Here is a 26,689-nt window from a genome sequence, read left to right as displayed (position 1 = left end):
GCCGGCTCGACGCGCCGACGGCGCTGGCGCAGGACGTGCGCGCCGCCGGCCTGCGCCTGGAGACGTGGACCTTCCGGCCCGAGAACCGCTTCCTGGCCGCGGACTTCCGCGACGGCGCCGGCGAGCACGCGCGCAACGAGGCCGGCTCGGTGGCGGAAATCAAGCGCTACCTGGCGCTGGGACTGGACGGCTTCTTCACCGACGATCCGGCGCTGGGCCGGCAAGCCGTGGACGCCTGAACGGTCGAGGACGGGCGGCGCGCGCGCACCGTGCGGGCCGCCCGTGCCGATGCGCGTTACAGTGATGCCTTCGTCACCCGGAGGACAATATGAACAACAAGGCACTCATCATCGGCAGCAGCGGCGTGGTCGGCAGCGCGCTGGCAGAACGGCTGCTGGCCGAAGGCTGGCAAGTCGCCGGCGTCTCGCGCGGGCGCACCCCGACCGTGGCGGGCGTGACGCAGATCAGCGCCGACCTGACCTCGCCCGGCCTGGCCGCCGCGCTGGCCGGGGTGGAACCCAGCCACGTCTTCATCACGGCATGGTCGCGCCAGGCCAGCGAGGAAGAAAACATCAGGGTCAACGGCGGCATGGTGGAGAACGTGCTGGCCGCCGTCGGCCCGGGCGGCAGCGTGCGCCACGCGGCGCTGGTGACGGGACTGAAGCATTACCTGGGGCCGTTCGAAGCCTACGGCCAGGGCGCCGTGCCCGTCACGCCCTTCCGCGAGGAACAAGGCCGGCAGGACGTGGCCAATTTCTACTATGCCCAGGAGGACCGGCTGTTCGAGGCGGCCGCGCGGCACGGCTTCGGCTGGAGCGTGCACCGTCCCCACACGATCATCGGTTACGCCGTCGGCAATGCGATGAACATGGGCCAGACCCTGGCCGTGTACGCCTCGCTGTGCAAGCACACGGGCGCGCCGTTCGTGTTTCCCGGCAGCGCCGCGCAGTGGTCGGGCCTGACCGACATGACGGACGCCCGCCTGCTGGCGCGCCACCTGCAATGGGCCGCCACGCACGACGCCGGCCACGACGAGGACTTCAATGTCGTCAATGGCGACGTGTTCCGCTGGCAGTGGATGTGGCCCAGGCTGGCCGACTACTTCGGCATCGAGGCCGCGCCATTGCCGGCGCAAACCAGCCCGCTCGAAAGCCGCATGGCCGACGCGCCGCGCTTGTGGAGCGAAATCGCGCAGAAACATGGCCTGGTGCAGGCGGACGTGGGCAAGCTGGCCTCGTGGTGGCACACGGATGCGGACCTGGGCCGGCCGATGGAAGTGATCACGGACATGACGAAAAGCCGCAAGGCCGGCTTCCTCGACTACCAGTCGACGCCGGATGCGTTCTTCGATCTGTTCGAGCGGCTCAAGCGCGAGAAGCTGATTCCAGCGTAATCCCTCAGGACTGCCGCAGCCGCGGGTCGTACAGCCATCGCCTGACGATGCCGGCGCGGATGCCGGCGGCATCGGGATGCCTCGGATTGATCAGCAGGTTGGCTTCTTCCGGTACCAGTACGGACGGCACCTGCAGCAGCGCCGACGTCGCGCCCCGCAGCCAGGCCTCGCCCGCCGCCACGCCGGGCCTGCCGTAGGGCTGCGCATCCCAGCCGGGCGGCAGCGGATCGAGTACCGCGCGCGCCGCGTAGATATCGGCCGGCACGTCGATGCGCACCAGGTAGCGGTTCAGCGGCAGGCCCTGCACACCCAGGTGAGCCAGGGTTTCCAGCGACGCCAGCGCGATATTGATGGACGCGTAGACGACAGGCGTACCGCGGCGGTTCCAGCGCCCGCCCGTGGTTTCAGCACCCTTGCCCGACAAATCGTCGGCCGTGTAATGGGGCGTGACTGCGGCGATGCGCCACAGCAGCACCGTCATGCATAGGCTCCGCTTTGCGCCATGGCCAGGTAGTGGGCGATGAATTTCTGCCCCTCGACCGTGTCCAGGTAGCTTGCTGGCCGGGCCCCGCCCAGCGCTGGCAGCGGCGTGTTGAGCCAGCCCGACAGCCAGGCCGCCGCATCGAAGCCGCCCCCTTCGCCGGACTCGCCCACCATCGCCTGGACCTGCCCGATCAGGGCCTGCAGGCCCAGCACACGCTCCGACTCATCCGGCGACAAGGCGCGGTTTTCCCGCACCTTGCGGCTGAGCGTGGCGCGGGCGATGCCCAGCGAGGCCATCAGGCTTTCCTTCGGCACGTCCAGCAAGGCCGACAGCTCCCCCACCTCATAGGCCGCCACGCCCTGGCGGATCAACGCGATGCGGTGCTGCGCTCCGGCCTGATACAGGTCCGTGAAGGCCTGGCCGACGCCTTCCGCCACGGTATCGACGGGCTGGCCCGGCTGTTCTGCCGCCTTGCGCGGCGTCCGGCGGCGCTCGAGATTGGATTCATCTGCAGCCATGCTTGCCTCCTTTGAGCTGTCAAACTACGCCAAATGAGCGGCAGTTGCAAATGCCCGCCTATGTAAAATGCCTGACTTTGATCCAGGTCAATCAGCCGGCAGTCCTGCCGCCAAGGCTGTCCACGCGGCCGGCTGCGGCTTGCCCCGCTCGCGCACGCCGAAGAACGACACGGCCAGCTCGCCCTGGTCATCGAAGAACTCGACGGACGTGACGCCGGCCCGCTGCAGCACATAGGCCGAGCGCAAGGCGCTGTCGCGCAGGTGCAGGTTGAAGTCCGGGTCCAGGACATTGAACCAACCCCCGCCTGCTTCCACCTTGCCCACCTTGCCGCTGTAGATCTGCGTGACGGCGCCGTTGCCGACGAAGGCCATGATGGCGACCTGCTGCTTCGCCGCCTGCTCCAGCAGCTGGCGCACCGACTGCGCCGCCACCTTGCGCACGGCACCAGGCGGGGCCAGGCGCAGCGCCTGTTCGCGCGTCATGCCGAATTCGGCGACGATGCGGTTGAACTGGTGCACGTCGGACATCTCCTTCCACGCCTGCTGGTATTCCTTGACGTCGATGGCGCTGTCCGGCTTGGGCGCCGCCTTCGGCGCGGCCGCGACGATGGCCAGCTCGCCGTCCTGGCGGGGGTGGCGGAAGTCGGCGGCGAGCTTGTCGAACACGGGGACGGCCGCATCGTTCTTCAGGTAGACCTTGTGCACGGCCGCGCCGCTGGCGTCGAAGAACTGCAGGCTGCGCGAGACGGCGCCGTCGCGGCCCGGCTGCACCACGGCGAAGGCATGCCGCCACTTGGGGAACTGGAAGCGCAGGTCGATCGGGCCGCCCAGGTAGCCGCCGGCGATATTGAGCTCGCGCGCTTCCCGTTCCGCATCCCTGGCGCCCTCATCACCCTGCTTGGCCTGCTGGATGCGGCTGGCGATGCCGGTGGTTTCGATGACGGCGTTCTCGTTGCGCGTCAGGGCCATCACGCGACCCAGCTCGAGCGCGCGGCGCATGATCTCGCGCGGCGCATGGTCGGCATCGCGCAGCCGCGTGACAGTGCTGCCGATGCCGGTGGCCAGCAGTTGCACCTCGGAGACCTGCAGTGCGCGGGCCGCGTCGCGGATGGCCAGCTTCGGCTGCTCGGCGCGCAGCGCGGCCCAGCGTTCGGCCAGCGTAGCGGCCAGCACGCTGCCGGAAGTACCGCACAGGATCAGGGCGCCGCCCATGGCCAGCAAGTGACGTCGATGAGCTTTCATGAGGTGTCCTTTCAGTACACGAGTTTCAGGGTGACGGCCGCATAACGGCCGGGGCGGGCCAGGCGTTCGATGTCGGCCCGTGTCGCGGCGGTGGTGCCGGCGGCCAGGCTGCGCGCCGAGGCGTAGTCCCAGTATTTTCTGTCGGCGAGGTTGTAGATGCCCGCCGTCAGCTCGGCATGGCGGCCCACGTTCCAGTAGCCGGCCAGGTCGAACACGGTGGACGACGGCACGGCGAAGCGTGCCCCCGTGGTGGCGCTGGTGCTGGTGATGACGTCGGGTTCGGCCTGTTTCGCCCCCACGTACACCACCGACAGCGAGGCGCCGCCGCGCCTGGCCGGATCGTCCCACGCCAGGGTGGCGCTGGCCTTGCGCGGCAAGGTCGAAGCCAGCTCGCTTTCCACGCCCGTCTGCTCGTTGCGCGCGCGGCTGTGCTGCACGCCCGCCGCCAGCGCCAGGCTGGTGCCGTTCAGCGCTGCCTGCCACTGGCCCATGTAGAAGCGCGCCGATACTTCGCCGCCCCAGGTGCGGGCCGTGCCCACGTTCTCCGGCCGGTACAGGCCATACGTGATGGTGGGGTAGTTGACGGGGTCCGGCGCCTGGGCGGCGTATTCGATCAGATTCTCATAGCGGGTGTGGAACAGCGAAGCCTGCAGCCGCACGCCCCGTGCAGGCTGGCCCTTGACGCCCAGCTCGAAGGCATTGCTGGTCTCCTTCTTCAGGCCCGCATTGCCCAGCACCGCGTAGCCGTTGCCGGTACCCGTGTAGCTGAACGAATCGTAGGTGCCGGTGCGCTCGGCCGCCGTCGGCAGGCGCGTGCCCCGGCTGTACTGCAGGTAGGCCGTCAAGTCGGGACGCAGCGCATACGACAGGGCCAGGCTGGGCGTGAAGGTGCTGTCCGTTTTCTCGCGTAGTTCGCCGGCGGCACCGGGCACGGCAATGGCATAGCCCTGCCCTTCGGGTTTCAGTTCGCGCCAGTCCCAGCGCAGGCCCGGCGTGACGGTGAAGGGGCCCACGGCGATGTCGCCGCGCGCGAAGGCGGCCAGCTTCACGGTGTCCGTATCGGCCATGCGGTTTTTGTTCGTGAACTGGTGCGCTCCCGTGGCCAGCACGGTGCGGTCTTCGACCCACGGCCGGCGCGTCTCCACCTTCTCGGCGCTGGCGCCGTACGTCACCTCATGCTTGCCGAAGGCCCTGGTGGCCGTGCTGGCGGCGCCGAAGCTCCTGTTGAAGTAGCCCGTAGCGATACGGCGCTCGTAAGGCTGGTTGCCCGTGATGTAGCGGGCGGCCGTGTTGTCCTCCACCTTCGCGTCCTGCACGTAGAGCCGACTATCCAGCGTATCGAACCAGGCGCCGTTGCCGGCATATGCGTGCTCGATGCTGGCGCGGGTGCGCCGCGTGTGCGAGTCCTGCGCCGCGCCATCCGGGTAGGAGGCACCCGGCTTGTTGTCGAAGGTCCGCGCGTGGCGGGCGCGGAAGGCGTCGATGGCGGCCGTGAACTTGTGGCCCTGCCACGGCGACCAGGAGAGCTTGGCCAGCAGCGCGTCGGAGGACCAGTCGTCGGGGTTGACGGCGACGCTGCCGGCGGATTCCAGCGCACTGCCGTCGCGGTGCACCAGCACCGCCAGTGCCTGCAGCGCGCCGCTGTGCAGGGCGCCCGTTGCGGCATGCATGCGCATGTCGCTAGCGCCGTCGAAGCCGAATTTGTAGTCGGCGTAGAGCGGGCGTTCGGCGCTGACGTAATCCTGCGGCGCTTTCGTGACGAAGGCAACGCTGCCGCCCAGGCCCGGCGTACCGGCACCGGCCGCGCTGGTACCGGAGCTGATCTCGACGCTGCGGAAGGTTTCGGGATCGAAGTAGTCGCGGCCGATGCCGAAGCCGTTCACCGTCATCGCATCGGGCTTCGGCGCCGCGTCCGGCAAGGCGATGCCGTCCAGGTCCAGGCTGACGCGGTTGCCTTCGATGCCGCGGATATTGAAGCCCGTGTTGCCGGCGCCGTCCCACACGTTGCCGCTGCCGCTGACGGCGCCCGGCACGGCGACCAGGGGCGAATACCGCGCCATGTTCTGCATGTCGTTGGCGCCGCGCCGGGCCAGTTCGGCCGCGCCCAGCACCGTCATGGTGCCCGGATCGTCGGCGCGCTTGCCCGTGATGACGACGGTGTCGGCGGCGTCGACGGCATCGATGGCAGCGCCGGCGGGCGCGGATGGGGTGGCGGCCTGGGCCAGCGGACCCAGCGCACAGGTGGTCAGGAGCACGGGCCAGCGGCGCCGGCGCAAGGAGGATGCAGCCATATCGTTCCAGGTAAGAGGTCGGGAAAAGGCTGGCTCTTGGACCGGAACGGTGTTGGCAAGGATGCTGGCGTCAGGCCGTCATTTTAATACGAATGATTCTCATTTTCAATTAATTTCTAGGAACTGGTTTCCCGCTCCGGCGTGGCGCTGATCTTGTGGATCGACAGGTCGGCGCCGTCGTATTCCCGTTCCGGGTCCAGCCGCAGCCCCACCGTCTTCTTCAGCACGCCGTAGACGACCGTGCCGCCGATGGCCGCGACGAGGATGCCCAGCAAGGTACCGGCCAGTTGCGACAGGATCGACACGCCCCCCAGCCCGCCCAGCGCGCCGCTGCCGAAAATGCCGGCGGCAATGCCGCCCCAGGCGCCGCACAGGCCGTGCAGGGGCCACACGCCCAGCACGTCATCGATTTTCCAGCGGTTCTGCGCCAGGGTGAAGGTGACGACGAAGATGGCGCCGGCCACGCCGCCCGTCACCAGCGCACCGAGCGGATGCATCAGGTCCGAGCCGGCGCACACGGCCACCAGGCCCGCCAGCGGGCCGTTATAGGCAAAGCCCGGGTCGTTGCGGCCCAACACCAGCGCCACCAGCGTGCCGCCCGTCAGCGCCATCAGCGAGTTCACGGCAACGAGGCCATTGATCTTGTCCAGGGTCTGGGCGCTCATCACGTTGAAGCCGAACCAGCCGACAGCCAGTATCCACGCGCCCAGCGCCAGGAAGGGAATGTTCGACGGCGGGTGGGCGGCGATGAGGCCGTCCTTGCCGTAGCGCCCCCGGCGCGACCCCAGCAGCAGCACGGCCGGCAGCGCGGCCCAGCCGCCCACGGCGTGCACGACGACGGAGCCGGCGAAGTCGTGGAAGGGTGCCCCGAACGCCCCCTCCAGCGCGGCCTGGACACCGAAGCGGTTGTTCCACACGATGCCTTCGAAGAAGGGATAGATGAGGCCCACCAGCAAGGCCGTGGCCGCCATCTGCGGATAGAACCTGGCCCGCTCGGCGATGCCGCCGGAAATAATCGCGGGAATGGCGGCGGCAAAGGTCAGCAGGAAGAAGAACTTGACGAGGCCGTAGCCGTTGTCGGCCACCATCGTCGTGGTGGGGCCGAAGAAATGGACGCCGTAGGCAATGCCGTAGCCGACAAAAAAATAGGCAATCGTCGACACGGCGAAATCGACGAGGATCTTGACGAGGGCGTTGACCTGGTTCTTCTTGCGTACCGTGCCCAGCTCCAGGAATGCGAAACCGGCGTGCATCGCCAGCACCATGACGCCGCCCAGCAGGACGAACAGCGCATCCGCGCTGGTATTACTGACTGCCATGAAACCTGCTCCCTCTCTGTGCATGAAGCTCCCGGAGAGAGCAAGAAGCGTGCCTTTTTGGGGAGCGGTGCACGAATGCAGGGCGCCGGCCGGTCATGCCGAAGTTTATTCCCTACCCAGCACCGGACTGGTGCATCGCTGCGCAACGATGGCGCTCGACATGATGCGGTCGGCACCACGACAGCGCAGGTTGGCAAGACCCAACCATTGCGCATTTATATATGCGACGTATACAATACGTATACGAATCATATATAAAGGAGAGATCATGATCAAGACCACGCAGGAACTGGCCCTGATGGCCGAGGCGGGCCGGCTGCTGGCCAGCGTGTTCGGCATGCTCGATCGGACGCCGCTGGTCGGCATGTCGACGCTGCAGGTCGACACCATGGTGGAACGCTTCATCGTCGACCGGCTGCAGGCGCGCCCGGCCAGCAAGGGCCAGTATGGCTATGGCTTCGTGCTCAACGCGTCCGTCAACGACGTCGTGTGCCACGGTGTGCCCGGGGCCAACGTGGTGCTGCGCGATGGCGACATCGTCAACTTCGACATCACGCTGGAGAAGAACGGCTACGTCGCCGACTCCAGCAAGATGTACCTGGTGGGTGACGTTGCCCCGTCAGCGCGCAGGCTGGTGCAGGTGACGTATGAAGCGATGTGGAAAGGCATCCGCGCCGTGCGGCCCGGCGCCCGCCTGGGCGATATCGGCTGGGCCATCGAGCGCCACGCCAAGCGTAACGGCTGCTCCGTGGTGCGCGAGTATTGCGGCCACGGTATCGGCCGGCAGATGCACGAGGCCCCCCAGGTGCGGCATTTCGGCGAACGGGGCACGGGACTGGTGCTGCAGGAGGGGATGGTGTTCACGATCGAGCCCATGCTCAATGGGGGCGGACGCAGCGTGCGCACCGAAGCGGACGGCTGGACGGTCGTCACGCGCGACGGCTCGCTGTCGGCGCAATGGGAACATACGGTGGCCGTGACGAAGGACGGCGTGGCGGTGCTGACTTTGCGGCCGGAAGAAGCGGGCATGGTGGCCCGGGCCGCCGCCTGAACGGCAGCGCGGCAACTCAGCGCCGCTTGGCCGCCTCGCCCGGCTTGTCCTTCTCGGGCGGAGGCGGCAGCGCCGGCGTGGCGCCGTCGCCGGGCATGTCCTGGCCCTTGCGCAGTATCTGCACGTAAATCTCGTTCTGCTTGATCATCGACAGCTCGTAGCGGGCCCGTTCCTCGACGGCACCGGTGCCGTCCTTCAGGTCGCGCACTTCGGAATCGAGCTTGGCGTTACGGCGTTTCAAGGCGTCGTTCTTGTCGTGGGCCGCATCGACCTGCTGTTCCAGGTCCGCCACGCGCAGCCATCCGCCCTTGCCCAGCCACAATGGATATTGAATCAACAGCAGCAGGACGGCCAGGGCGAGGGAAATCAGACGCATAAAATGGAAAACCGGCCGGTAGTGTGTACCGGCCGGAGAGTAGAAATAAAAGTTGCTGTTACTTCAGATTATAGAACGCTTCGCGGCCCGGGTAGCTGGCAATATCGCCCAGGTCTTCTTCGATGCGCAGCAACTGGTTGTATTTCGCCATGCGGTCCGAACGGGACATCGAACCCGTCTTGATCTGCAGCGCGTTCAGGCCCACGGCGATGTCGGCGATCGTCGAGTCTTCCGTTTCGCCCGAGCGGTGCGAGATGACGGCCGTGTAGCCGGCGCGCTTGGCCATTTCGATGGCGGCGAAGGTTTCCGTCAGGGTGCCGATCTGGTTGATCTTGATCAGGATCGAGTTGGCGATGCCCTTCTGGATGCCTTCCTTCAGGATCTTCGTGTTGGTGACGAACAGGTCGTCGCCCACCAGCTGGACTTTCTTGCCCAGCGCTTCGGTCAGGATGGCCCAGCCTTCCCAGTCGCCTTCGTGCATGGCGTCCTCGATCGAGATGATCGGGTACTTGTCGCACCAGGTCGACAGCAGGTTGGTGAACTCAGTCGCCGTCAGGGTCAGACCTTCGCCGTCCAGCGCGTACTTGCCGTCCTTGTAGAACTCGGAGGCGGCGCAGTCCAGGCCCAGCGCGATCTGCGTACCCGGCTCGTAGCCCGCTTCCTCGATGGCCTGGATGATCAGCTTGATGGCTTCTTCATGGTTGGCCAGCGATGGGGCGAAGCCGCCTTCGTCGCCGACGGCCGTGCTCAGGCCCTTCTTGTGCAGGATCTTCTTCAGCGTGTGGAACACTTCGGCGCCGTAGCGGATCGCTTCCTTGAAGGTCGGTGCGCCGACGGGGATGATCATGAATTCCTGGATGTCCAGGTTGTTGTCGGCGTGGGCGCCGCCGTTGATGACGTTCATCATCGGCACGGGCAGCTGCATCGAGCCCGAACCGCCGAAGTAGCGGTACAGGGGCAGGCCGGCTTCCTCGGCGGCGGCCTTGGCCACGGCCATCGACACGGCCAGCATGGCGTTGGCGCCCAGGCGCGACTTGTTCTCGGTGCCGTCCAGGTCGATCAGGGTGCGGTCCAGGAAGGCCTGTTCATTGGCGTCCAGGCCCATGATGGCTTCCGAGATTTCCGTGTTGATGTTCTCGCAGGCCTGCAGCACGCCCTTGCCGAAATAGCGTTTCGGGTCGCCGTCGCGCAGCTCGATGGCTTCACGCGAACCGGTCGACGCGCCCGACGGCACGGCCGCGCGGCCCATCACGCCCGATTCCAGCAGCACGTCGCATTCGACGGTGGGATTGCCGCGCGAGTCGATGATCTCACGGCCGATGATGTCTACGATTGCACTCATTTGATGTCTCCAAAGTTGGGGGAACCGCCTGGTGCGCGGAAGGCCGGCAGACGCCGTTGCACGCCCTTTCCTTGGCCGCCGCGCAAAATTGCAGCAAGGGTAACAGAGGATGGCTTTGTAGGGAAGCGCGAAGGCTTACTACATCCGTATCGACTGCCCATACGACAACATGAAAAAAAGGCCCGGCAGCCAATGGCGGCGCGGGCCTCTCGTTTTGCAGCGGGCGGGCTTACTCGAAGCTGTTCTCGAGGAAGCCGGCCTGTTTGGTGATGCGGTCCAGCTGGATCAGGGTCGACAGCAGGTCCTTCATGCGGCCCAGCGGCACGGCGTTCGGGCCGTCCGACAGCGCCGTTGCCGGCGTCGGGTGGGTTTCCATGAACAGGCCGGCCACGCCGACGGCAACTGCCGCGCGCGACAGCACGGGCACCATCTCGCGCATGCCGCCCGACGAAGTGCCGTTCCCGCCCGGCAGCTGCACCGAGTGGGTGGCGTCGAACACCACGGGGGCATTCGTTTCGCGCATGATGGCCAGCGAGCGCATGTCCGACACCAGGTTGTTGTAGCCGAACGAGGCGCCCCGTTCGCAGGCCATGAAGTTGTCTTCGTTCAGGCCCTTGGCCTTGGCGGCGGCGCGGGCCTTGTCGATGACGTTCTTCATGTCATGCGGCGCGAGGAACTGGCCCTTCTTGATGTTCACCGGCAGGCCCGATTGGGCGCAGGCCGTGATGAAGTCGGTCTGGCGGCACAGGAATGCCGGCGTCTGGATCACGTCGACGACGGCCGACACGGCTTCGATCTCCTCGATCGAGTGCACGTCCGTCAGCACGGGCACGCCCAGCTCGCGCTTTACGTCGCCCAGGATTTCCAGGCCCTTGTCCATGCCGGGACCGCGGTAGGACGTGCCCGACGAGCGGTTGGCCTTGTCGAAGGACGATTTGTAGATGAACGGGATGCCCAGTTCGGTCGTCATTTCCTTCAGCGCGCCGGCGACGTCGAACGCCATCTGGCGCGACTCGATCACGCAGGTGCCGGCGATCAGGAAGAACGGCTGATCCAGGCCGACATCGAATCCACACAGTTTCATGCTGCATCTCCTTCGATGGCGAGCGACTGGACAGCCGCCGCGCCGTTGTTGGCGGCCGCACCGGCCGCGGCCTTGTGCGCCAGCGCCGCCTTGATGAACGACGTGAACAGCGGGTGGCCGTCGCGCGGCGTCGACTTGAACTCGGGGTGGTACTGCACACCCATGTACCACGGGTGCGCGTTGCTGCCTTCGCGCGGCAGTTCCATGATTTCGCACAGGTCTTCCGTCGGCGTGCGCGCCGCCACCACCAGGCCCGCTTCTTCCACGCGCGACAGGTAATGGTTGTTCGCCTCGTAGCGGTGGCGGTGACGCTCCGTCACGACGCCGCCGTAGATCTCGTGCGCCAGGGTGCCCGGCTTGACGGCGCAGGCCTGCGCGCCCAAGCGCATGGTGCCGCCCAGGTCGGAGTTGATGTCACGCTTCTCGACCTTGCCGTCCTGGTTCTGCCATTCGTCGATCAGGGCCACGACCGGCTGGTCCGTCTGCGGCTCGAACTCGGTGGAGTTGGCGCTGGCCAGGCCCGCCTTGTGGCGCGCATATTCGATCAGCGCCACCTGCATGCCCAGGCAGATGCCCAGGTAAGGCACCTTGTTCTCGCGGGCGAACTGGGCGGCCTTGATCTTGCCTTCCACGCCGCGCTTGCCGAAGCCGCCCGGCACCAGGATGGCGTCGTACTTGGCCAGGTCGGCCGTGCCCTTCGCCTCGATTTCTTCCGAGTCGATGTATTCGATATTGACGCGGCTTTCCGTGTGGATGCCGGCGTGGCGCAGCGCTTCCGTCAGCGACTTGTACGATTCGGTCAGGTCGACATACTTGCCCACCATGCCGATCGACACTTCCGACTTCGGGTGTTCCAAGGTGTAGATCAGCTTCGACCAGACGGACAGGTCGGCCGGTGCCGGATCGATGTCCAGCGCCTCGCAGATGATCGCGTCCAGGCCCTGGTCGTGCAGCATCTGCGGCACCTTGTAGATGGTGTCGACGTCCCACACGGAGATCACGGCGCGTTCCTCGATATTCGAGAACAGCGAGATCTTGGCCCGCTCGTCTTCCGGAATGGCGCGGTCGGCGCGGCACAGCAGCGCGTTCGGCGAGATGCCGATCTCGCGCAGCTTCTGCACCGAGTGCTGCGTCGGCTTGGTCTTCAGTTCGCCGGCCGAGGCGATGAACGGCACCAGGGTCAGGTGCACGAAGGCCGAGTTCTTGCGGCCGGCGCGCAGGCTCAGCTGGCGCGCCGCTTCCAGGAACGGCAGCGACTCGATATCGCCCACGGTGCCGCCGATTTCGCACAGGGCCACATCATAGCCTTCCGCGCCACGGCGGATGTAGTCCTGGATTTCATTGGTGATGTGCGGGATCACCTGGACCGTCTTGCCCAGGTATTCGCCGCGGCGCTCCTTGCGGATCACCGATTCGTAGATCTGGCCGGTGGTGAAGTTGTTCACCTTGCGCATGCGCGTCGAGATGAAGCGCTCGTAGTGGCCGAGGTCGAGGTCGGTCTCGGCGCCATCGTCGGTAACGAAGACTTCGCCGTGCTGCATGGGGCTCATCGTGCCCGGATCGACGTTGATGTACGGGTCCAGCTTGAGCATGGTGACTTTGAGGCCGCGCGATTCGAGGATCGCGGCGAGGGAGGCGGCGGCAATCCCTTTACCAAGGGACGACACAACGCCACCAGTGACGAAGACAAATTTGGTCATTGCGAGATAGGGTGCCGGTCGGCACGCTGCGGGAAATTGAAATTATAGCCTAATCCGCCGCCTTCTTCAGCATTCGACCTGATGGATTCCCTTAAGGCAACCCGCGCCATTGTGCGCGAGCGAACAGACCCGCGCTGCTGTCCGGGCGGAAAATGGCCTTTATTTCAACAGGAGGCCACCATGAGCTACGATACCGATGCAACCGGAAACTACGTCGACGCAGGCCACCAGGGCCCGGGCCCGCGCCTGATGGGCGCCGACACCCTGATCGGCGACCATATCCACAATATGCGCAATGAACACCTGGGCACCGTCAAGGAAATCATGATCGACATGCAGCGCGGCCAGATCGCCTATGTCGTGATGGCTTCGGGCGGCGTGCTGACGATCGGCGAGAAACTGTTCGCCGTGCCGTGGGAAGCGCTGGTGCTGGACCCGGCCAACCACCAGCTGCGCATGAACATCGACAAGGAACGCATCGAAGCCGCCCCCGGCTTCGACAAGGACCACTGGCCCGACATGGCCAACACCGCCTGGGTCAACGAAGTCCACAGCTATTACGGAACCAGCGCTTCGCCTCAAAACCAGAGCCTGCGCTGACGGTGGGCGGCCCCTTGGCCGCCACGTCGGCGGCGCGGTCCTGCATGGGCGGCGCCGCCATGAATGCCGGTTGTGTCCTGCGCGGGCCGCCGGCGGGCAAGCAGTACTGTCCCCCAATCGGCCATAACCCGGCCGCTGCGCGCCCTCTGCCCGGAGGGCGCGTTTTTCGTTTACTCCGCTTGCGGGACCTGGCACCGCATCGGTGTCCAGGCGATGCCCCGCTGCGTCTCGCGCGGCCCCGTCGGGGCGAAGCCGAAGCGCGTGTACATTGCCAGCGCATGGTCGGAAGCGTTGACGGTGAACTCCCCCGGATTGCCGGCCGCCAGTGCTTCATCCCTGGCCTGCTCCCACAGGCGCCGCCCCAGCCCCTGCCCGTGCCACTGGCGCGCGACGAACAGGTGGAACAGGTGGCTGTTGTCGCGCAGCGCGACGAAGCCCGCCAGCACGCCGTTGCGCGTGGCCAGCCGGTAGCGGAAGTTCGCCTGGCGCAGGTAACGCAGCTGGGCCGCCGCATCGACGTGCGTGATGAATTCTTCCGCCCCCAGCCCTTGCGGATGCACCGTCAGGTAGGGCAGCAGGTCCAGCACCATGGCGCCCAGCGCGGGCGCGTCGGCCACCGTGGCCGGGCGAATGGTAATGTTATCCATTTGGCCATTCTGCCATGATTTGGAGGACATCGATGAAGGCATTCTTGCTGCTCGCCGCGCTGGCCGCCCTGCCGCCAGCGACCCGCGCGGCCGCGCCCTGCCCCGCCGGCGGCGAGGACTGGAGCGCCGCCTGCTTTACCGGCCAGGGCGAACAACGCCGCGTCAAGCCCGGCTACCTGGACCGGCTGGCCTGGAACGCCCACGGCATGGCGACGATCCTGGTGGCCCAGCCGCGCGAGCTGCTGGCGGTGGACCGCAAGGGGCGGGTCGTGGTGCCGGACATCCGCCACACGGGCGACTTCGACTATCCGGACGCCGAAGGGGGCATCGGGCGCTTCCAGGCCGCCGACGGCCGCTGCGGCTACTTCGCCGCCGGACGCTTCGCCATCGTCATCCCGGCCACCTATGACGCCTGCAAGGCCTTCCGGGGTGGCGAGGCCGAAGCCTGCACCGGCTGCACCAGCCAGTGCACGGATGCCGACTGCCACGACACGGTGCTGGTGGGCGGCAGCGGCGTGACCCTGGCGCCGGATGGCGCTGTGCTGCTCAGGCAAGTGCTGCCACGGTAACGCGCCCTTTGCCCATCTGTCCCAGCGTGGTCCCCTGCTTCAGTTCACCCACAGCAGGCGACGCAGATAGCGCATTGCCGCGCTGTCGGTCTGGTCCGGCTTGTCGGCATAGGTTTGAATGAAGGCATACAGGCCTGTGACGGGATGCGCCGCATCGATTTTCCGGCAGTAGCTGCCGGCCTGCCTGTCGCGCATCAGTTCCAGCGGGTAGCGCGGCGGCTGCTGGAAGAAGGCCGGGATCGAAAAGCCCTGGCCGGCGGGGCACAGCCGGGCCAGCGCATCGAGATCGCCGGCCATCTTGTCCGTCTTCGGCAGCAGGGTCCTGCCCTGGGCCAGCGGAATCAGGTGGGCCATCAGCTCTCCCCAGACGCGAAAATCGCCGTCATCCATCGGCACGGGGAAGACGGTGTTGGCCTGGCGCGAGTTGGCGATCCATTCCAGATCGTCGTCCGTTTCGGCCAGCACGGCACGGCGCATCTTCTCGGAAGTCTGCATGCCCGACACCAGCAGCTGGTGGGCGCGCCGCATGCCTTCAGGATGGGCGAGAAACAACGAGCGCCTGGACACACGCTCCTCGGCGCGATACTGGTACGACAGCGCCATTTCAAGCAGTGCCTCGGTAAAGTAATGGTAGCTCAAGGCCCAGTCGATATCGGCCTGGTCGAGGCGGATCGCCGCATCGAGATTGTATTCGGCCGCATAGTAATCGTCCTCCTCCGAAGGGGTGCCCACCCGCAGTGGCGAGTCCTTGCGAGCCGGAATGGCGAAGAAGTAGCGCTCCGCCGTCTGGATGGTGCCGTCGCCATTGAGGTCGCGCACCCAGGTGGCCGGCATGATCAAGAGGCCGTCCGAGGCCGACTTGATGCGGATGCGTTCGAGCATCTGGCGGCCCTGCCTTATCTGTTCGCGTGCATGCGTCAGCTCGGCCCGCACTGCCAGCGCTACCTCGCCGGGCGGCACCCGACTGCCTTGCAAGCGCTTTCCGCCCCGCTCGACAAAGGTCCAGATATGCTGGATCAGCGCGACATCCTTGCAGATGACGAAAGCCTGCTGCTCCTGCACCGTCATGCGCAGGCTGCGTTTCAAGCCGGTGCAGGAGTTGTCGAAAGCGGCAGTATTGGTGAAGTCGGGCTGGCTGGCCTGCGTCGGGACAGCCGGCAGCAGGGCACAAAGGGCGGAACAAAGCAACGCAGCGGCAGTACGCATGACATCCCCGGTGGTAGTGAAGGTCCGCCAAGGTTAGCCAAACGGCGCCCTGGCTCCTTGCGCATGCTTAAGGCCGCGGTGCGACGCCCGCAACGCCTACAGCTCCCGCCCCAGGAATACGGCGCCCTGCAGCGGATTGAACACATACGGCGCGATGGGCGCGAAGCCCAGCGCGCCGTACAGGTTCAGGGCCGGCGTCATCGTCTCGAGCGTGTCGAGGCAGATGGCCTGGTAGCCGGCGGCGCGGGCTTCGTCGCACACGCGCGTGGCCAGGGCGTGGCCCACGCGCAGGCCGCGTGCAGCGGGGCGCACGTACAGCCGCTTCATTTCGCCGCGCCGTGCATCGACGGGCCGCAGCGCGACGCAGCCGACGGGGGCGCCGTCCTGCCAGGCCAGCAGGATGCAGCCGCCCGGTGCCGTGTACTTGCCGGGCAGGTCGGCCAGTTCGCCTTCGAAGTTCTGGAAATCGAGGTCGATGCCGAGGGTGGCCGCGTATTCGCGGAACAGTTCGCGCACGATGGCGATATCGCGCGGCAGGCCGGCGTGACGGATTTCTATCAAGGTTTCTCCTCTCGAATGGAAGCCTCAAGCATAGCGCGTGTGCGCGACGCTTGCAGGCGTGTCAACAGAAGTCCCTGCTCGACGTGGGCAGCTTGCCCAGCATCGGCGACAGATCGACCAGCCGCTTGGCCACCAGGTGGCGCACGATGCCTTCCTGCTGCCACACGCCGTACACGCCCAGCAGCGAGGCGCCCAGCACTTCGCGCCGGTACTGGTCGACCAGGTCGGGCCAGACGATGACGTTGACGTTGCCCGTCTCGTCCTCGATGGTAATGAACAGCACACCCTTGGCCGTGCCGGGCCGCTGGCGCACCGTGACGATGCCGGCGCCCCGCGCCAGCTGGCCGTCCGCAAAGGTGTTGAGCACATCGGCCGGCAGGAAGCGTTTGGCCAGCAGCGCGGGCCGCAGCAGGGCCAGCGGATGGCGGCCCAGGGTCAGGCCCTGGGCGCGATAGTCGCCGATGATGTCGTCGCCTTCGCTGGGCGGGCGCAGCAGCGGCGCTTCCTCGTCCGGCGTGGTGGGACGCAGCAGGTCCTTGTCCGGCACCGCGCCCACGGCCTGCCACAGGGCCTGGCGACGGTTGCCGGCCAGCGCGTGCAGCGCATTGGCGCTGGCCAGCACCTGCAGGTCGTGCCGGTCCAGCTGGGCGCGGCGGGCCAGGTCGGCCACGTCGGCAAAGGCGCGCAGGGCCCGGGCCTGCTCGATGCGTTCGGCCGACTCGGCGCGCATGCCGCGCAGCAGCGACATGCCCAGGCGCACGGCCGGCTGGACGATGCCGTCCTTTTCCTCCAGGGTCGAATCCCAGCCGGAGACGGCGATATCGACGGGCCGTACCTCGATGCCGTGGCGCTTGGCGTCCTGCACCAGCTGCGACGGGCCGTAGAAGCCCATCGGCTGGCTGTTGAGCAGCGCGCATAAAAACGCGGCCGGCTCGTGGCACTTGATCCACGAGCTGACATACGTCAGCAGCGCGAAGCTGGCCGCGTGCGACTCGGGAAAGCCGTATTCGCCGAAGCCCTGGATCTGTTCGCAGATGCGTTCGGCGAACTCGATGTCGTAGCCCCGCTCCGTCATGCCCGAGATGATGCGGCCCCGGTACTTGTCCATGCCGCCCTTGCGCTTCCAGGCCGCCATCGCGCGGCGCAGCTGGTCCGCCTCGCCTTCGGAGAAGCCGGCCGCGATCATCGCCACCTGCATCACCTGCTCCTGGAAGATGGGCACGCCCAGGGTGCGCTTCAGCGCCTCGTCCAGGCCTTCCGGATAATCGATCAGGCTGGGGTCGAGCCGGCGCTGCAGGTAGGGATGCACCATACCTCCCTGGATCGGTCCGGGCCGCACCAGCGCAACCTCGATGACGAGGTCGTAGAAGCGGCGCGGCCGCAGGCGCGGCAGCATCGTCATCTGGGCCCGCGATTCGATCTGGAACACGCCGATGGTATCGGCCTCGCACATCATGTCGTAGGTGGGCTTGTCGTCGCGCGGAATGTCCTGCATGCGGAACTCCTCGCCACGCCGCACGCTGATCAGGTTCAGGGCCCGGCGCAGCGCCGACAGCATGCCCAGCGCCAGCACGTCCACCTTCAACAGGCCCAGCTCCTCCAGGTCGTCCTTGTCCCACTGGATCACGCTGCGGTCCTTCATCGACGCATTTTCGATGGGCACGAGGCGCGACAGCTTGTCCTGGGCGATGACGAAGCCGCCCACGTGCTGCGACAGGTGGCGGGGAAAGCCCAGCATGCGCTGCGCCAGGCTGGCCCACTGGTGCGCCAGCGGCGAGGCCGGATCGAGCCCGCATTCGGCGAAGCGGTTCAGCAATTCGTGCTTGCTGTCGAACCAGTGGTGCGACTTGGCCACCTTCTCGACGATGGCCAGGTCGACGCCGAGCGCCTTGCCGGAGTCGCGCAGCGCGCTCTTGGGCCGGTAGCAGATCACGGTGGCCGCCAGCGCGGCGCGGTGCCGGCCATATTTGGCGTAGATGTACTGGATCACTTCTTCCCTGCGCTGGTGCTCGAAGTCGACGTCGATATCGGGCGGCTCGTCGCGCTCGCGCGAGATGAATCGGCCCATCAGCAGATTGCTTTCGGCCGGATTGACCTCGGTGATGCCCAGGCAGTAGCACACGGCCGAATTGGCGGCCGAGCCGCGCCCCTGGCACAGGATTTCCTGGCTCCGCGCGAAGCGCACGATGTCGTACACGGTGAGGAAGAAGAACTCGTACTTCAGCTCCGCCACCAGCGCCAGCTCTTTCTCGATCTGGTCCTGCACCTTGCCCGGTATGCCGTGCGGGAAGCGCACGTGGGCGCCGATATAGGTTTCCTGACGCAGGTAGGACGACGGCGTGTGCCCGGCAGGTATCAGCTCGTTCGGGTATTCGTAGCGCAGCTCGTCGAGCGAGAAGCGGCACTGGCGCGCGATGCGCAGGGTTTCGGCCAGGGCCTGGGGCGGATACACGTTGGCCAGGCGCAGGCGCGAGCGCAGGTGCTGTTCGGCGTTCTGCGCCAGGTCGTAGCCGCATTCGAATACGGCTTTCCCCAGCCGCACTGCCGTCAGGGTGTCGTGCAGCGGCTTGCGCGATCGCACGTGCATGCACACGTGCCCCGCCGCCACGACGGGCAGGCCGTGCTGCAGGGCCACCTCGTCGATGCTGAGGCGGTGTCCTTCGTCGAAGGCACGCTGCAGCAGCACCAGGCCCACCCACGCGCGCCCGGGGAAGGTGGCGCCCATCCACGCGGCCTGGCGGTGCAGCCGGTCGACGTCCGCGCTGTCCCAGGCGGGATACGCGGGCAGCAGGATCAGCGAACAGTCCGGCATGCCCTGCAGGTGGGCGCGCTCCGGCGGCGGCGCCGCGAAGTCGTCCGGGTGCAGCAGGTAGCTGCCCTTCTGCGCCCGCGTGCGGCCCAGGGTGATCATCTCGGACAGGTTGCCGTAGCCGTTGCGGTTGCGCGCAATGGCCAGCAGCGACAGCGCATGGCTGCCATCCGGATTGGTGAGCTTGAACCAGCTGCCGATCAACAGGTGCTGCTGCCAGCCGGCCGCCTTGGCTTCGCCGTGGGCGCGCACGACGCCGGCCAGCGAGCATTCGTCCGTGATCGCCAGCGCCGCGTAATCGAGGGCGATGGCACGCGCCACCAGCTCCTCGGCATGCGAGGCACCGTGCAGGAAGGAGAAATTCGACATGCAGAACAGTTCCGCATAGGGTGGCAGGGCAGACATCGCGGCTCTTGATACTGTATAAACGTACAGTATCATACCACCCCGGCGCAGGCTGGCCGCACGGCAGGCGCACCTCATCCAATCCGCTTTCCGCGCAGCCTGTCCGCGCCGGATGCAGTCCAGCGCATTCGGCGCGAAGGGACGAAGCCGTCGTGCCACGATCGGCACTTTCCCACCACCGCTTGTCGACCATGACGCCTGCCCTGCCCCGGCTCCCGCGCCCACGTGCGCTTGCCCTCGTCCCTTCATTTTCCCTGGCCGTCGCCTGCCTGCTGGCCCCTGGCCATGCCGTCGCCGCCGGCGCGGCCAACGAAATCGTCGCCGAAGTCATCGCCGGGCAGCGCATCGAGTCGGTGACCATCATGAATCCCGATGCCAGGGCCTGCGTCGTGTTCGAGAACGGCTCGCGCGCGACAGTCGATTCATGGAGCAAGGTGATCGACCCCTTGCGGTCCAGCGCCTCGATCTTCGCCTACAACCGGCCCGGCTATGGCAACAGCCAGGAAGCGGCGACGCCCCGCGACGGCGCCACGGTGGTCGAGGAGCTGCGGCGGATGCTGAAGCAAAAGGGCCTGGCGCCGCCGTATATCCTGGTCGGCCATTCGCTGGGCGGCCTGTACATGCAGCTGTTCGCGCGGCGCTATCCCGATGAAGTGGGCGGCCTGGTGCTGGTGGATTCGCTGTATCCGGGCGTGATCAAGAAGCCGGAGGATTTCCCCCTGCTGACACGGGGCGCCAAGCGCCTGTTCTTCTCGGCCACCGTCAACGACGAGATTGACCTGATCCACCAGACCGGCGAGCAGGTGCTGGCGCTCGGCCCCATCGACGACAAGCCCATCGTCCAGCTGATCAACCGGCCCACGGGTGCGTTCGCCATACCGGTCGACTTCGGCGTGATGAACCATTCGAAGGAGACGACCACGCTGGTCAGGGGCCTGTATCCGAAGGCGACCAGGCTTTTCCTCGATTCGGCCCACCAGATGCAACAGGAAAGCCCCACCGAAGTGGTCGACGCGATCAAGGGCGTCATCGCGATGCTGCCGTCGAAAAATTGATCACGATGGGGTAAGCTGCAAGGCTGAACTGTAAAGCAAACTGCGGGGGGCAAGCTGCAACGATGCGCCAATTCGAACTGACCTGCTTCGGCACCCGACCCGGCGAGGGCAACCCGGCACTGGTCCTGCTGGACGACAGCCGCGACGACGCCGAACGCCAGCACTTCGCCAATGCCAGCGGGCGCGCTGCCTGCGCGTTCGTCGACACGGGCGGCGACGATGACTTGACCCTGGACTTCTACTAACCCCATGCGCGCAGTCCCCTGTGCCTGCATGCCACCCTGGCGGCCGCGCGCGTGCTGCTCGACATGGCACCCGGCCCCTTGACGGTGCGCACGGCACTGCGGGGGCAGCGCCTGGTCTTGAGCCGGCGCGGCGGCGACGTCTTCATCGAACTTGCACCACAGCCGGTGCCGGCGCCGGCATTGACGACGGAACTGGCCACGCGGCTGGTGCCCGGCATCGTTCTCGTGTCGGCGCCGGCCATCGCTTCCGTCGGCAGCCCGAAACTGCTGCTGGAAGTGCGGGACGCGTCGGCACTGCAGGCGCTGCGGCCGGACCTGGCGGCGATCCACGCATGGGGCAAGGAAGCTGGCGTCAGCGGCTGCTACGCGTGGTGCCGCCGGGCGGACGGCAGCCTTGAAGGGCGCAACTTCAATCACCTCGATCCCGCGCTGGAAGACAGTGCCACGGGCGTGGCGGCAGGCGCGCTGACGGTGCTGCTGGGGCAGGCGGTGACGCTGTACCAGGGCGCCAACGTCGGCCGGCCATGCTTGCTGCGCACGGCGTTCGAAGACGGCTGCATACTGCTTGGCGGCGCGGCGCACTATCTGCAACGGGATTGAGGGACGATACGAAAGGGACGATGCGGCCGAAGCGCGCGCAAGTGGGGAGCGCAAATTGGGCAGCATATAGTAGTTCGACCCGGGCACGGTTGTAAACAAAGTACTTGTGCAAAATTGTCACAACTTCGAATTTGGTCGTGGTGCCGCGCGGGGGGAGCCGATTAGAATCGTTTTTTGCCTTCGGAGAGCAACCCCGTGTTTTCGACATCCCCAGCACTGAAACCACTGCGCAAGGCAGTCCTGTTGAGCCTTTACGGCAGCGCCATCTTCACCGTCGCCCCCAACGTCGCCGCGCAAACGAGCGCGCCGCAGGCGCAGGCATCGAGCGAATCGCTGCAGGTCATCACCGTGGTCGGCTCGCGCCGCGCCACCAGCTCCACCACCGATACGGTCTCGCCGGTGGACGTGATCCCGCTGGCCGCATCGGCCGAACGGGGCGGCCAGTTCGACCTGTCGCAGACGCTGACGAATATCTCGCCTTCGTTCAACTCGACCCGCCAGACCGGCGCGGACGGCGCCGACCTGGTCGACTCGGCCGCGCTGCGGGGGCTGGGCTCCGACCAGACCCTGGTGCTGGTGAACGGCAAGCGCCGCCACACCTCGTCGCTGGTGAACCTGTTCGGCGCGCGCAACCGCGGCAACACGGGCACGGACATGAACGCCATTCCCCTGCTGGCCATCAAGGACGTGCAGGTGCTGCGCGACGGCGCCGCCGCCCAATACGGCTCGGACGCGATTGCCGGCGTGATGGACATCGGCCTGAAGAAAAGCCTGGGCTGCGAAGCGGTGGCGGGCTACGGCCAGTACTCGGCCGGCGACGGCAAGAACTACCTGGCGTCGGCCTACTGCGGCATCGCCCTCGGTGGCGGCGTGGTCGGCATCACGGGCGAATACCTGGACCGGGGCCGCTCCGACCGCTCCGAGCCGGACAACCCGCGCATCATCGGCGACTCCGAATCGAAGAACAAGACGCTGTATGTGAACGGCGACATTCCCACCGGCGTGGCCGGCAATACGGGACGCTTCTACTTCACCGGCGGCGTGCAGAAGCGCGACGCCTCGTCGGCAGCCTTCGGGCGCGGCGGCATCGGCAGCGACGATATCCCGTCGCGCAATTCGGCCGGCATGTACCCGGACGGCTTCGTCCCCTTCATCAACGGCGAACTCGATGACCGTTACGTCATCGTCGGCCACCGCGCCAAGCTGGGCGAATGGAATGCCGACCTGTCGCAGACCTACGGCTACAACCGCCTGAAGTACGACATCGCCAACACGCTCAATGCATCGATCGCCAACGCCGACCTGGAAAGCGGCGGCAAGGGCGTCAGCGCCAGCAACTTCGACGCGGGCGGCTTTTCGTTCGCCCAGTACACGACGAACCTGGACTTCAACCGCTACTTCAGCGGCATCGCCGGCGACGGCCTGAACGTCGCCTTCGGCGCCGAGTACCGCGTCGAGAAATACAAGATCTTCGCCGGCGAACCCGGTTCCTATGTCGATGCCGACGGCGTCGGCGTGGGCGGCAACGCGGGCAGCCAGGGCTTCCCCGGCTTCCAGCCGGGCGACGTCACCAACGCGCGCCGCCACAGCACGGCCGCCTACCTGGACCTGGAAGCGGACCTGAACGAGAAGACCAAGCTGCAAGGCGCCGTGCGCTGGGAAAAATACAGCGACTTCGGCTCCACCGTCACCGGCAAGCTGGCCGGCAGCTACCGCGTGGCGCCAAGCGTGCTGCTGCGCGGCTCGGCCAGCACGGGCTTCCGCGCGCCGTCGCTGCAGCAGGCCTACTTCTCGTCGACCTTCACGGACTTCATCGGCGGCGTGCCGACCGACGTGGTGCTGGCGCCGAACAACGGCGCCGTCGCCAACCTGGCCGGCATTCCGAAGCTGAAGGAAGAAAAGTCGACCAGCTTCACCCTGGGCACGACGTGGACGCCGACGCCGGCCATCTCCGTCACGGCCGACCTGTACCACATCAAGATCAAGGATCGCATCGTGCTGTCCGGCCGCTTCGATGCCGACAACTACCCGGAACTGGCGGCGCGCCTGGCGACCCTGGGCGTGGGCCAGGCCCAGTTCTTCGTCAACTCGGTGGACACCAAGACGCAGGGCCTGGACCTGACGGCGTCGCACAAGAGCACCGTGTTCGGCAACCGCCTGACCACCTTCCTGGCGGCGAACTTCAGCAAGACGGAAGTGGACGGCATCCACGCCCCCGCCTCGCTGGCCGGCTACGAGGATGTGCTGCTGTCCGAACGGGAGCGCCTGTTCATCGAACAGGGCGGCCCGCGCCGCAAGGCCACCTTGGGCTTCGACTACATCACGGGCCCGATCGAGACGGATTTGCGCATCATCCACTTCGGCCCGCAAACGCTGGGCACCTTCAGCGGCACGGCGGCGGGCGTGCCGAACATGAAGTACGAAGCGAAGACGTCGGCCGACCTGTCGCTGACCTACACGATCAACCAGAACGCCAAGATCACCGTGGGCGGCAACAATATCTTCAACGTCAAGCCGACCACGCAGAACGCGGATGAAACGGACAACGGCTTCAAGTACGACAGCGTGCAGTTCGGCCTGAACGGCGCTTCCTACTTCGCGCGCTTGCACGTCAAGTTCTAACATCGATCAGCTCGTGCCCGACATGGCGGGCGAAGAAGGGGTTGCGAGGAGCACCGCTCCTCGCCAACGTGGCGGGCGACGGCATGCAAGCCATTGCCTCCTTCCGGACCCCGACAGGACGCGGGCACATCAGCAACGTAACGGCCGAGTTCGTGTCTTTGTCGGGGTCTGACCCCGAGGTGGACACGGCCTCGGCCTTTTTATGTTTCCGACGTTGCTGTCATGGCCGCGTCACGTGGAGCGGTTACATTCCCGTTTTAATTTTTCCTCGACAGGAGCAGCATGAAGACGAATCAGGTGATGGTGGCCGCGCTGATGGCGGTGGGGCTGGTGGGACTGGCCGGTTGCGGCAGCAGCGACAACGACGCGACCGCGGCGCCGGCGCCGCAGCCCACCGGCGGCATCCCGGAAGGCACCACCGTCACGTTCGCGCTGATGGAAACCACCGACCTGCATTCGAATGTCCTCAGCTACAACTACTATTCGCTGGCCGAGGATACGAGCCTGGGCATGGAGCGCACCGCCACCCTGATCCAGGCCGCGCGGGCGGAAAACCCGAACAATGTGCTGCTGGACGACGGCGACGTGATCCAGGGCACGCTGCTGGGCGACCTGCAGGCCGTCACCAGCCCCGTGCCCTGCTCGGGCACCCTGGCCGTGCACAAGGCCATGAACGCGCTGAAGTACGACGGTGGCGGCATGGGCAACCATGAATTCAACTATGGCCTGCCCTTCCTGTCGCAGGTCACCAATACCGACTTCAATATCCCCGGTGTGACCAAGCCGGCCGGCACCTGCGGCGCGCCCGCCTTCCCGCTGGTGCTGAGCAATGTCACCGGGGTCGCCAGCGGCAAGCCGATCTTCCAGCCCTACGCCGTGCTGCCTCGCGCCTTCGCGGCCAAGGCGCCGGACGGCAGCACCCTGAACGTGATGCTCAATATCGGCATCATGAGCTTCGTGCCGCCGCAGATCCTGGAATGGGACCAGAAGAACCTGGCCGGCAAGGTGGCCGTCAGCGGTTCGAAGGAAGCGGCGCAGCAGTATGTCGCCGAGCTGCGCGCCAAGGGCGCCAACGTCATCGTCGCACTGTCGCACGGTGGCCTGGACACGAGCGCCTACAGCCCGAAGATGGAGAACCAGAGCTACCACCTGGCCGGCACCGGCATCGACGCGCTGATGATCGGCCACTCGCACCTGATCTTCCCGAGAGGAAAAGAGCCTGGCGCCGCGGCGCTCGACCCGTCGCTGGCCGCCCTGCCGGCCAGCGCCAATGTCGATGCCATCAACGGCTTCGTCAACGGCGTGCCGACCGTGATGGCGCAAAGCTGGGGGCGGCGCTTGGGGCTGATCAGGATGACGATGGTGTACCAGGGCGGCAAGTGGGTGACGCAGCCCTCGAAGACGACGGTCGAATCGCGCGGCTTCAAGTACGCGGACGGCAGCACGGTGGTCAAGGCCGATTCGGCCATCGCCGCGCTGATCGCCACCGAACATGCCGCCACCATCGCCTATGCCAAGCAGCCGCTGGGCGTGACGACGGACTTCGAGATGTCCTCGTACTTCGCACTGGTGGGCGACGTGACGGCCATCCAGCTGGTCAACCAGGCCCAGATCGACTACGTGAAGAACTTCATCGCCAGCTCGACCGACCCGGTGCTCTCCAGCTACAGGAACATTCCCGTGATCTCGTGCAGCGCGCCGTTCAAGGCCGGCCGCAACGGGCCGTCCGACTTCACCGACGTGGCGCCGGGCGCCACCGCGGCGGCGCCGGTGGGCCTGCAGGTCCGCAATCCGGGCGACCTTTACCTGTACAGCAATAACAACCTGCAGGCCGTGAAGATCAAGGGTTCGGACCTGAAGGCCTGGCTGGAGGCGTCCGCCAAGCAGTTCGGCCAGATCGATCCGGCCAAGGCCACCGAGCAGGATCTGGTACCCAGCTACGGCACCATCTACAACTACGACGTGTTCTATGCCGAGAACAACGCGCTGACCTACCAGATCGACGTAACGAAGCCGGCCGGCAGCCGCATCGTCAACCTGGTCTACCAGGGCAAGGCCGTGGCCGACGGCGACGACTTCATCGTCGCCACCAATGACTACCGCGCGGGCGGCGGCGGCAACGTGCCCGGCATCGACGGCAGCAAGACCATCATCAAGTCGCCGGACGCCAACCAGGCCGTCGTCAGCAACTACCTGCAGGCGCTCGGCAAGGTCAGCGGCAAGGTGACCCTGGCCGGCAACGGCAATGCGCGCAGCTGGTCGTTCGCCAAGGTCAAGACGGCCGGCCCCGTGATCCTGCGTTCCGCGCCGGGCCACCTGGCGCTGGCCCGCGCCAACGGCATCGCCGTCGTGGCGGCCGAGGGCGGCCTGGACGCCAGCGGCTTCGGCAAGTACAGCATCGACTTGTCGAAATGATGCGGGGCGGCCTGCTGCTGGCGGCCGCGCTGGCCGTGGCCGGGTGCGAGCGCGAGGAGCTGCCCACCCCGGCGCAGATCGAGTCACTGGCGATGACGGCGGCGCAGCGGGCCGACCCGGCCGCCGAACAGCGCCTGCAGGACCTGGCCGAGCGG

23 protein-coding genes are annotated in these 26,689 nt (G+C 66.8%); 10 read left to right on the top strand and 13 right to left on the bottom strand.

The genetic code is table 11. The features are described from left to right. Window positions 1-239 (top strand): glycerophosphodiester phosphodiesterase family protein (locus GM672_RS22220; protein WP_260115698.1); only part of this gene is annotated, 239 nt, incomplete at its 5' end. 89 nt (window positions 240-328) lie between these two features. After that, entirely contained in the window at window positions 329-1,393 is a 1,065-nt protein-coding gene (locus GM672_RS22215; RefSeq protein WP_155472713.1) for an SDR family oxidoreductase, read from the top strand. A 4-nt stretch (window positions 1,394-1,397) separates the two neighbouring features. Here GM672_RS22215 and GM672_RS22210 read toward each other — a convergent pair whose 3' ends face one another. The 5 genes from GM672_RS22210 to GM672_RS22190 form a co-directional block, all read right to left on the bottom strand. Then, window positions 1,398-1,874 (bottom strand): RES family NAD+ phosphorylase, encoded by a 477-nt coding sequence (locus GM672_RS22210; RefSeq protein WP_155472712.1) that lies wholly within the window; start codon window positions 1,872-1,874, stop codon window positions 1,398-1,400. Further along, a complete protein-coding gene (locus tag GM672_RS28985) occupies window positions 1,871-2,395 on the bottom strand; it encodes an Xre family toxin-antitoxin system antitoxin (RefSeq protein ID WP_155472711.1) in 525 nt (174 codons plus the stop codon). The genes GM672_RS22210 and GM672_RS28985 overlap by 4 nt, the downstream gene beginning before the upstream one ends. A gap of 87 nt (window positions 2,396-2,482) precedes the next feature. Beyond that, window positions 2,483-3,637, bottom strand: coding sequence for a hemin-degrading factor (locus GM672_RS22200; RefSeq protein ID WP_155472710.1), 1,155 nt, complete (start codon window positions 3,635-3,637; stop codon window positions 2,483-2,485). A gap of 11 nt (window positions 3,638-3,648) precedes the next feature. Then, window positions 3,649-5,928, bottom strand: a complete 2,280-nt coding sequence (locus GM672_RS22195; RefSeq protein WP_155472709.1) for a TonB-dependent receptor domain-containing protein — start codon at window positions 5,926-5,928, stop codon at window positions 3,649-3,651. Window positions 5,929-6,044: 116 nt separating this feature from the next. Further along, entirely contained in the window at window positions 6,045-7,247 is a 1,203-nt protein-coding gene (locus tag GM672_RS22190) for an ammonium transporter (protein ID WP_155472708.1), read from the bottom strand. Between the two features lie 268 nt (window positions 7,248-7,515). Between GM672_RS22190 and map the strand changes: the two genes are divergently transcribed. After that, window positions 7,516-8,298 carry a type I methionyl aminopeptidase gene (gene map / locus GM672_RS22185; protein ID WP_155472707.1) on the top strand — a complete coding sequence of 261 codons (783 nt, stop codon included), beginning with the start codon at window positions 7,516-7,518 and terminating at the stop codon, window positions 8,296-8,298. Between the two features lie 16 nt (window positions 8,299-8,314). Here the strand turns inward: map and ftsB are convergent, their stop codons facing one another. From ftsB to pyrG, 4 genes are all read right to left on the bottom strand, one after another. Beyond that, window positions 8,315-8,674: a cell division protein FtsB gene (gene ftsB, locus GM672_RS22180; RefSeq protein WP_155472706.1), complete on the bottom strand. Its 360-nt coding sequence runs from the start codon at window positions 8,672-8,674 to the stop codon at window positions 8,315-8,317. A 58-nt stretch (window positions 8,675-8,732) separates the two neighbouring features. Continuing rightward, window positions 8,733-10,016, bottom strand: coding sequence for a phosphopyruvate hydratase (gene eno, locus GM672_RS22175; RefSeq protein ID WP_155472705.1), 1,284 nt, complete (start codon window positions 10,014-10,016; stop codon window positions 8,733-8,735). A gap of 229 nt (window positions 10,017-10,245) precedes the next feature. Next, window positions 10,246-11,100: a 3-deoxy-8-phosphooctulonate synthase gene (kdsA, locus tag GM672_RS22170; RefSeq protein WP_155472704.1), complete on the bottom strand. Its 855-nt coding sequence runs from the start codon at window positions 11,098-11,100 to the stop codon at window positions 10,246-10,248. Continuing rightward, entirely contained in the window at window positions 11,097-12,800 is a 1,704-nt protein-coding gene (pyrG, locus tag GM672_RS22165; RefSeq protein ID WP_155472703.1) for a CTP synthase, read from the bottom strand. Before pyrG ends, kdsA begins: the two co-directional genes overlap by 4 nt. Before the next feature lie 180 nt (window positions 12,801-12,980). On the opposite strand from pyrG, the gene GM672_RS22160 reads away from it, so the two are divergent. Continuing rightward, window positions 12,981-13,400, top strand: coding sequence for a PRC-barrel domain-containing protein (locus GM672_RS22160; protein WP_155472702.1), 420 nt, complete (start codon window positions 12,981-12,983; stop codon window positions 13,398-13,400). A 170-nt stretch (window positions 13,401-13,570) separates the two neighbouring features. Here GM672_RS22160 and GM672_RS22155 read toward each other — a convergent pair whose 3' ends face one another. Then, entirely contained in the window at window positions 13,571-14,047 is a 477-nt protein-coding gene (locus GM672_RS22155) for a GNAT family N-acetyltransferase (protein WP_229417873.1), read from the bottom strand. Window positions 14,048-14,079: 32 nt separating this feature from the next. Here GM672_RS22155 and GM672_RS22150 point away from each other — a divergent pair, with 32 nt between their 5' ends. Next, window positions 14,080-14,616 (top strand): hypothetical protein, encoded by a 537-nt coding sequence (locus GM672_RS22150; protein ID WP_155472700.1) that lies wholly within the window; start codon window positions 14,080-14,082, stop codon window positions 14,614-14,616. Between the two features lie 39 nt (window positions 14,617-14,655). Here the strand turns inward: GM672_RS22150 and GM672_RS22145 are convergent, their stop codons facing one another. The 3 genes from GM672_RS22145 to GM672_RS22135 all read right to left on the bottom strand — a co-directional run bounded on the left by GM672_RS22145 (window position 14,656) and on the right by GM672_RS22135 (window position 19,597). Next, entirely contained in the window at window positions 14,656-15,822 is a 1,167-nt protein-coding gene (locus GM672_RS22145; protein WP_155472699.1) for a hypothetical protein, read from the bottom strand. A 96-nt stretch (window positions 15,823-15,918) separates the two neighbouring features. After that, window positions 15,919-16,383 carry a GNAT family N-acetyltransferase gene (locus GM672_RS22140; protein ID WP_155472698.1) on the bottom strand — a complete coding sequence of 155 codons (465 nt, stop codon included), beginning with the start codon at window positions 16,381-16,383 and terminating at the stop codon, window positions 15,919-15,921. A gap of 61 nt (window positions 16,384-16,444) precedes the next feature. Continuing rightward, window positions 16,445-19,597: an error-prone DNA polymerase gene (locus GM672_RS22135; RefSeq protein ID WP_155472697.1), complete on the bottom strand. Its 3,153-nt coding sequence runs from the start codon at window positions 19,595-19,597 to the stop codon at window positions 16,445-16,447. 152 nt (window positions 19,598-19,749) lie between these two features. On the opposite strand from GM672_RS22135, the gene GM672_RS22130 reads away from it, so the two are divergent. From GM672_RS22130 to GM672_RS22115, 5 genes are all read left to right on the top strand, one after another. Then, window positions 19,750-20,652 (top strand): alpha/beta fold hydrolase, encoded by a 903-nt coding sequence (locus GM672_RS22130; RefSeq protein ID WP_229427659.1) that lies wholly within the window; start codon window positions 19,750-19,752, stop codon window positions 20,650-20,652. A 62-nt stretch (window positions 20,653-20,714) separates the two neighbouring features. Next, window positions 20,715-20,897, top strand: coding sequence for a hypothetical protein (locus tag GM672_RS29325; RefSeq protein WP_229417872.1), 183 nt, complete (start codon window positions 20,715-20,717; stop codon window positions 20,895-20,897). 18 nt (window positions 20,898-20,915) lie between these two features. Beyond that, entirely contained in the window at window positions 20,916-21,497 is a 582-nt protein-coding gene (locus tag GM672_RS22125; RefSeq protein WP_308807457.1) for a PhzF family phenazine biosynthesis protein, read from the top strand. A gap of 195 nt (window positions 21,498-21,692) precedes the next feature. Further along, window positions 21,693-24,119 carry a TonB-dependent receptor plug domain-containing protein gene (locus GM672_RS22120; protein WP_170300192.1) on the top strand — a complete coding sequence of 809 codons (2,427 nt, stop codon included), beginning with the start codon at window positions 21,693-21,695 and terminating at the stop codon, window positions 24,117-24,119. Window positions 24,120-24,401: 282 nt separating this feature from the next. Beyond that, complete coding sequence (locus tag GM672_RS22115) at window positions 24,402-26,534, top strand: bifunctional 2',3'-cyclic-nucleotide 2'-phosphodiesterase/3'-nucleotidase (RefSeq protein ID WP_155472696.1); 2,133 nt, start codon at window positions 24,402-24,404, stop codon at window positions 26,532-26,534. The last annotated feature ends 155 nt before the right edge of the window (window positions 26,535-26,689 follow it).

It is taken from the genome of Pseudoduganella buxea (assembly GCF_009720835.1).
GTDB classification, from domain to species: Bacteria; Pseudomonadota; Gammaproteobacteria; order Burkholderiales; family Burkholderiaceae_D; genus Rugamonas; species Rugamonas buxea.
The sequence above is the reverse complement of the archived record's forward strand: the minus strand, read 5'-3'. Positions and strand labels throughout refer to the sequence as shown.

Coding starts and splice junctions, on each gene's coding strand:
- GM672_RS22150 (WP_155472700.1), top strand. CDS start 14,080: ATGAAGGCATTCTTGCTGCTCGCCGCGCTGGCCGCCCTGCCGCCAGCG.
- GM672_RS22210 (WP_155472712.1), bottom strand. CDS start 1,874: ATGACGGTGCTGCTGTGGCGCATCGCCGCAGTCACGCCCCATTACACG.
- GM672_RS22135 (WP_155472697.1), bottom strand. CDS start 19,597: ATGTCTGCCCTGCCACCCTATGCGGAACTGTTCTGCATGTCGAATTTC.
- GM672_RS22160 (WP_155472702.1), top strand. CDS start 12,981: ATGAGCTACGATACCGATGCAACCGGAAACTACGTCGACGCAGGCCAC.
- map (WP_155472707.1), top strand. CDS start 7,516: ATGATCAAGACCACGCAGGAACTGGCCCTGATGGCCGAGGCGGGCCGG.
- GM672_RS22145 (WP_155472699.1), bottom strand. CDS start 15,822: ATGCGTACTGCCGCTGCGTTGCTTTGTTCCGCCCTTTGTGCCCTGCTG.
- kdsA (WP_155472704.1), bottom strand. CDS start 11,100: ATGAAACTGTGTGGATTCGATGTCGGCCTGGATCAGCCGTTCTTCCTG.
- pyrG (WP_155472703.1), bottom strand. CDS start 12,800: ATGACCAAATTTGTCTTCGTCACTGGTGGCGTTGTGTCGTCCCTTGGT.
- GM672_RS29325 (WP_229417872.1), top strand. CDS start 20,715: ATGCGCCAATTCGAACTGACCTGCTTCGGCACCCGACCCGGCGAGGGC.
- GM672_RS22195 (WP_155472709.1), bottom strand. CDS start 5,928: ATGGCTGCATCCTCCTTGCGCCGGCGCCGCTGGCCCGTGCTCCTGACC.
- GM672_RS22115 (WP_155472696.1), top strand. CDS start 24,402: ATGAAGACGAATCAGGTGATGGTGGCCGCGCTGATGGCGGTGGGGCTG.
- GM672_RS22155 (WP_229417873.1), bottom strand. CDS start 14,047: ATGGATAACATTACCATTCGCCCGGCCACGGTGGCCGACGCGCCCGCG.
- GM672_RS22215 (WP_155472713.1), top strand. CDS start 329: ATGAACAACAAGGCACTCATCATCGGCAGCAGCGGCGTGGTCGGCAGC.
- GM672_RS28985 (WP_155472711.1), bottom strand. CDS start 2,395: ATGGCTGCAGATGAATCCAATCTCGAGCGCCGCCGGACGCCGCGCAAG.
- eno (WP_155472705.1), bottom strand. CDS start 10,016: ATGAGTGCAATCGTAGACATCATCGGCCGTGAGATCATCGACTCGCGC.
- ftsB (WP_155472706.1), bottom strand. CDS start 8,674: ATGCGTCTGATTTCCCTCGCCCTGGCCGTCCTGCTGCTGTTGATTCAA.
- GM672_RS22200 (WP_155472710.1), bottom strand. CDS start 3,637: ATGAAAGCTCATCGACGTCACTTGCTGGCCATGGGCGGCGCCCTGATC.
- GM672_RS22190 (WP_155472708.1), bottom strand. CDS start 7,247: ATGGCAGTCAGTAATACCAGCGCGGATGCGCTGTTCGTCCTGCTGGGC.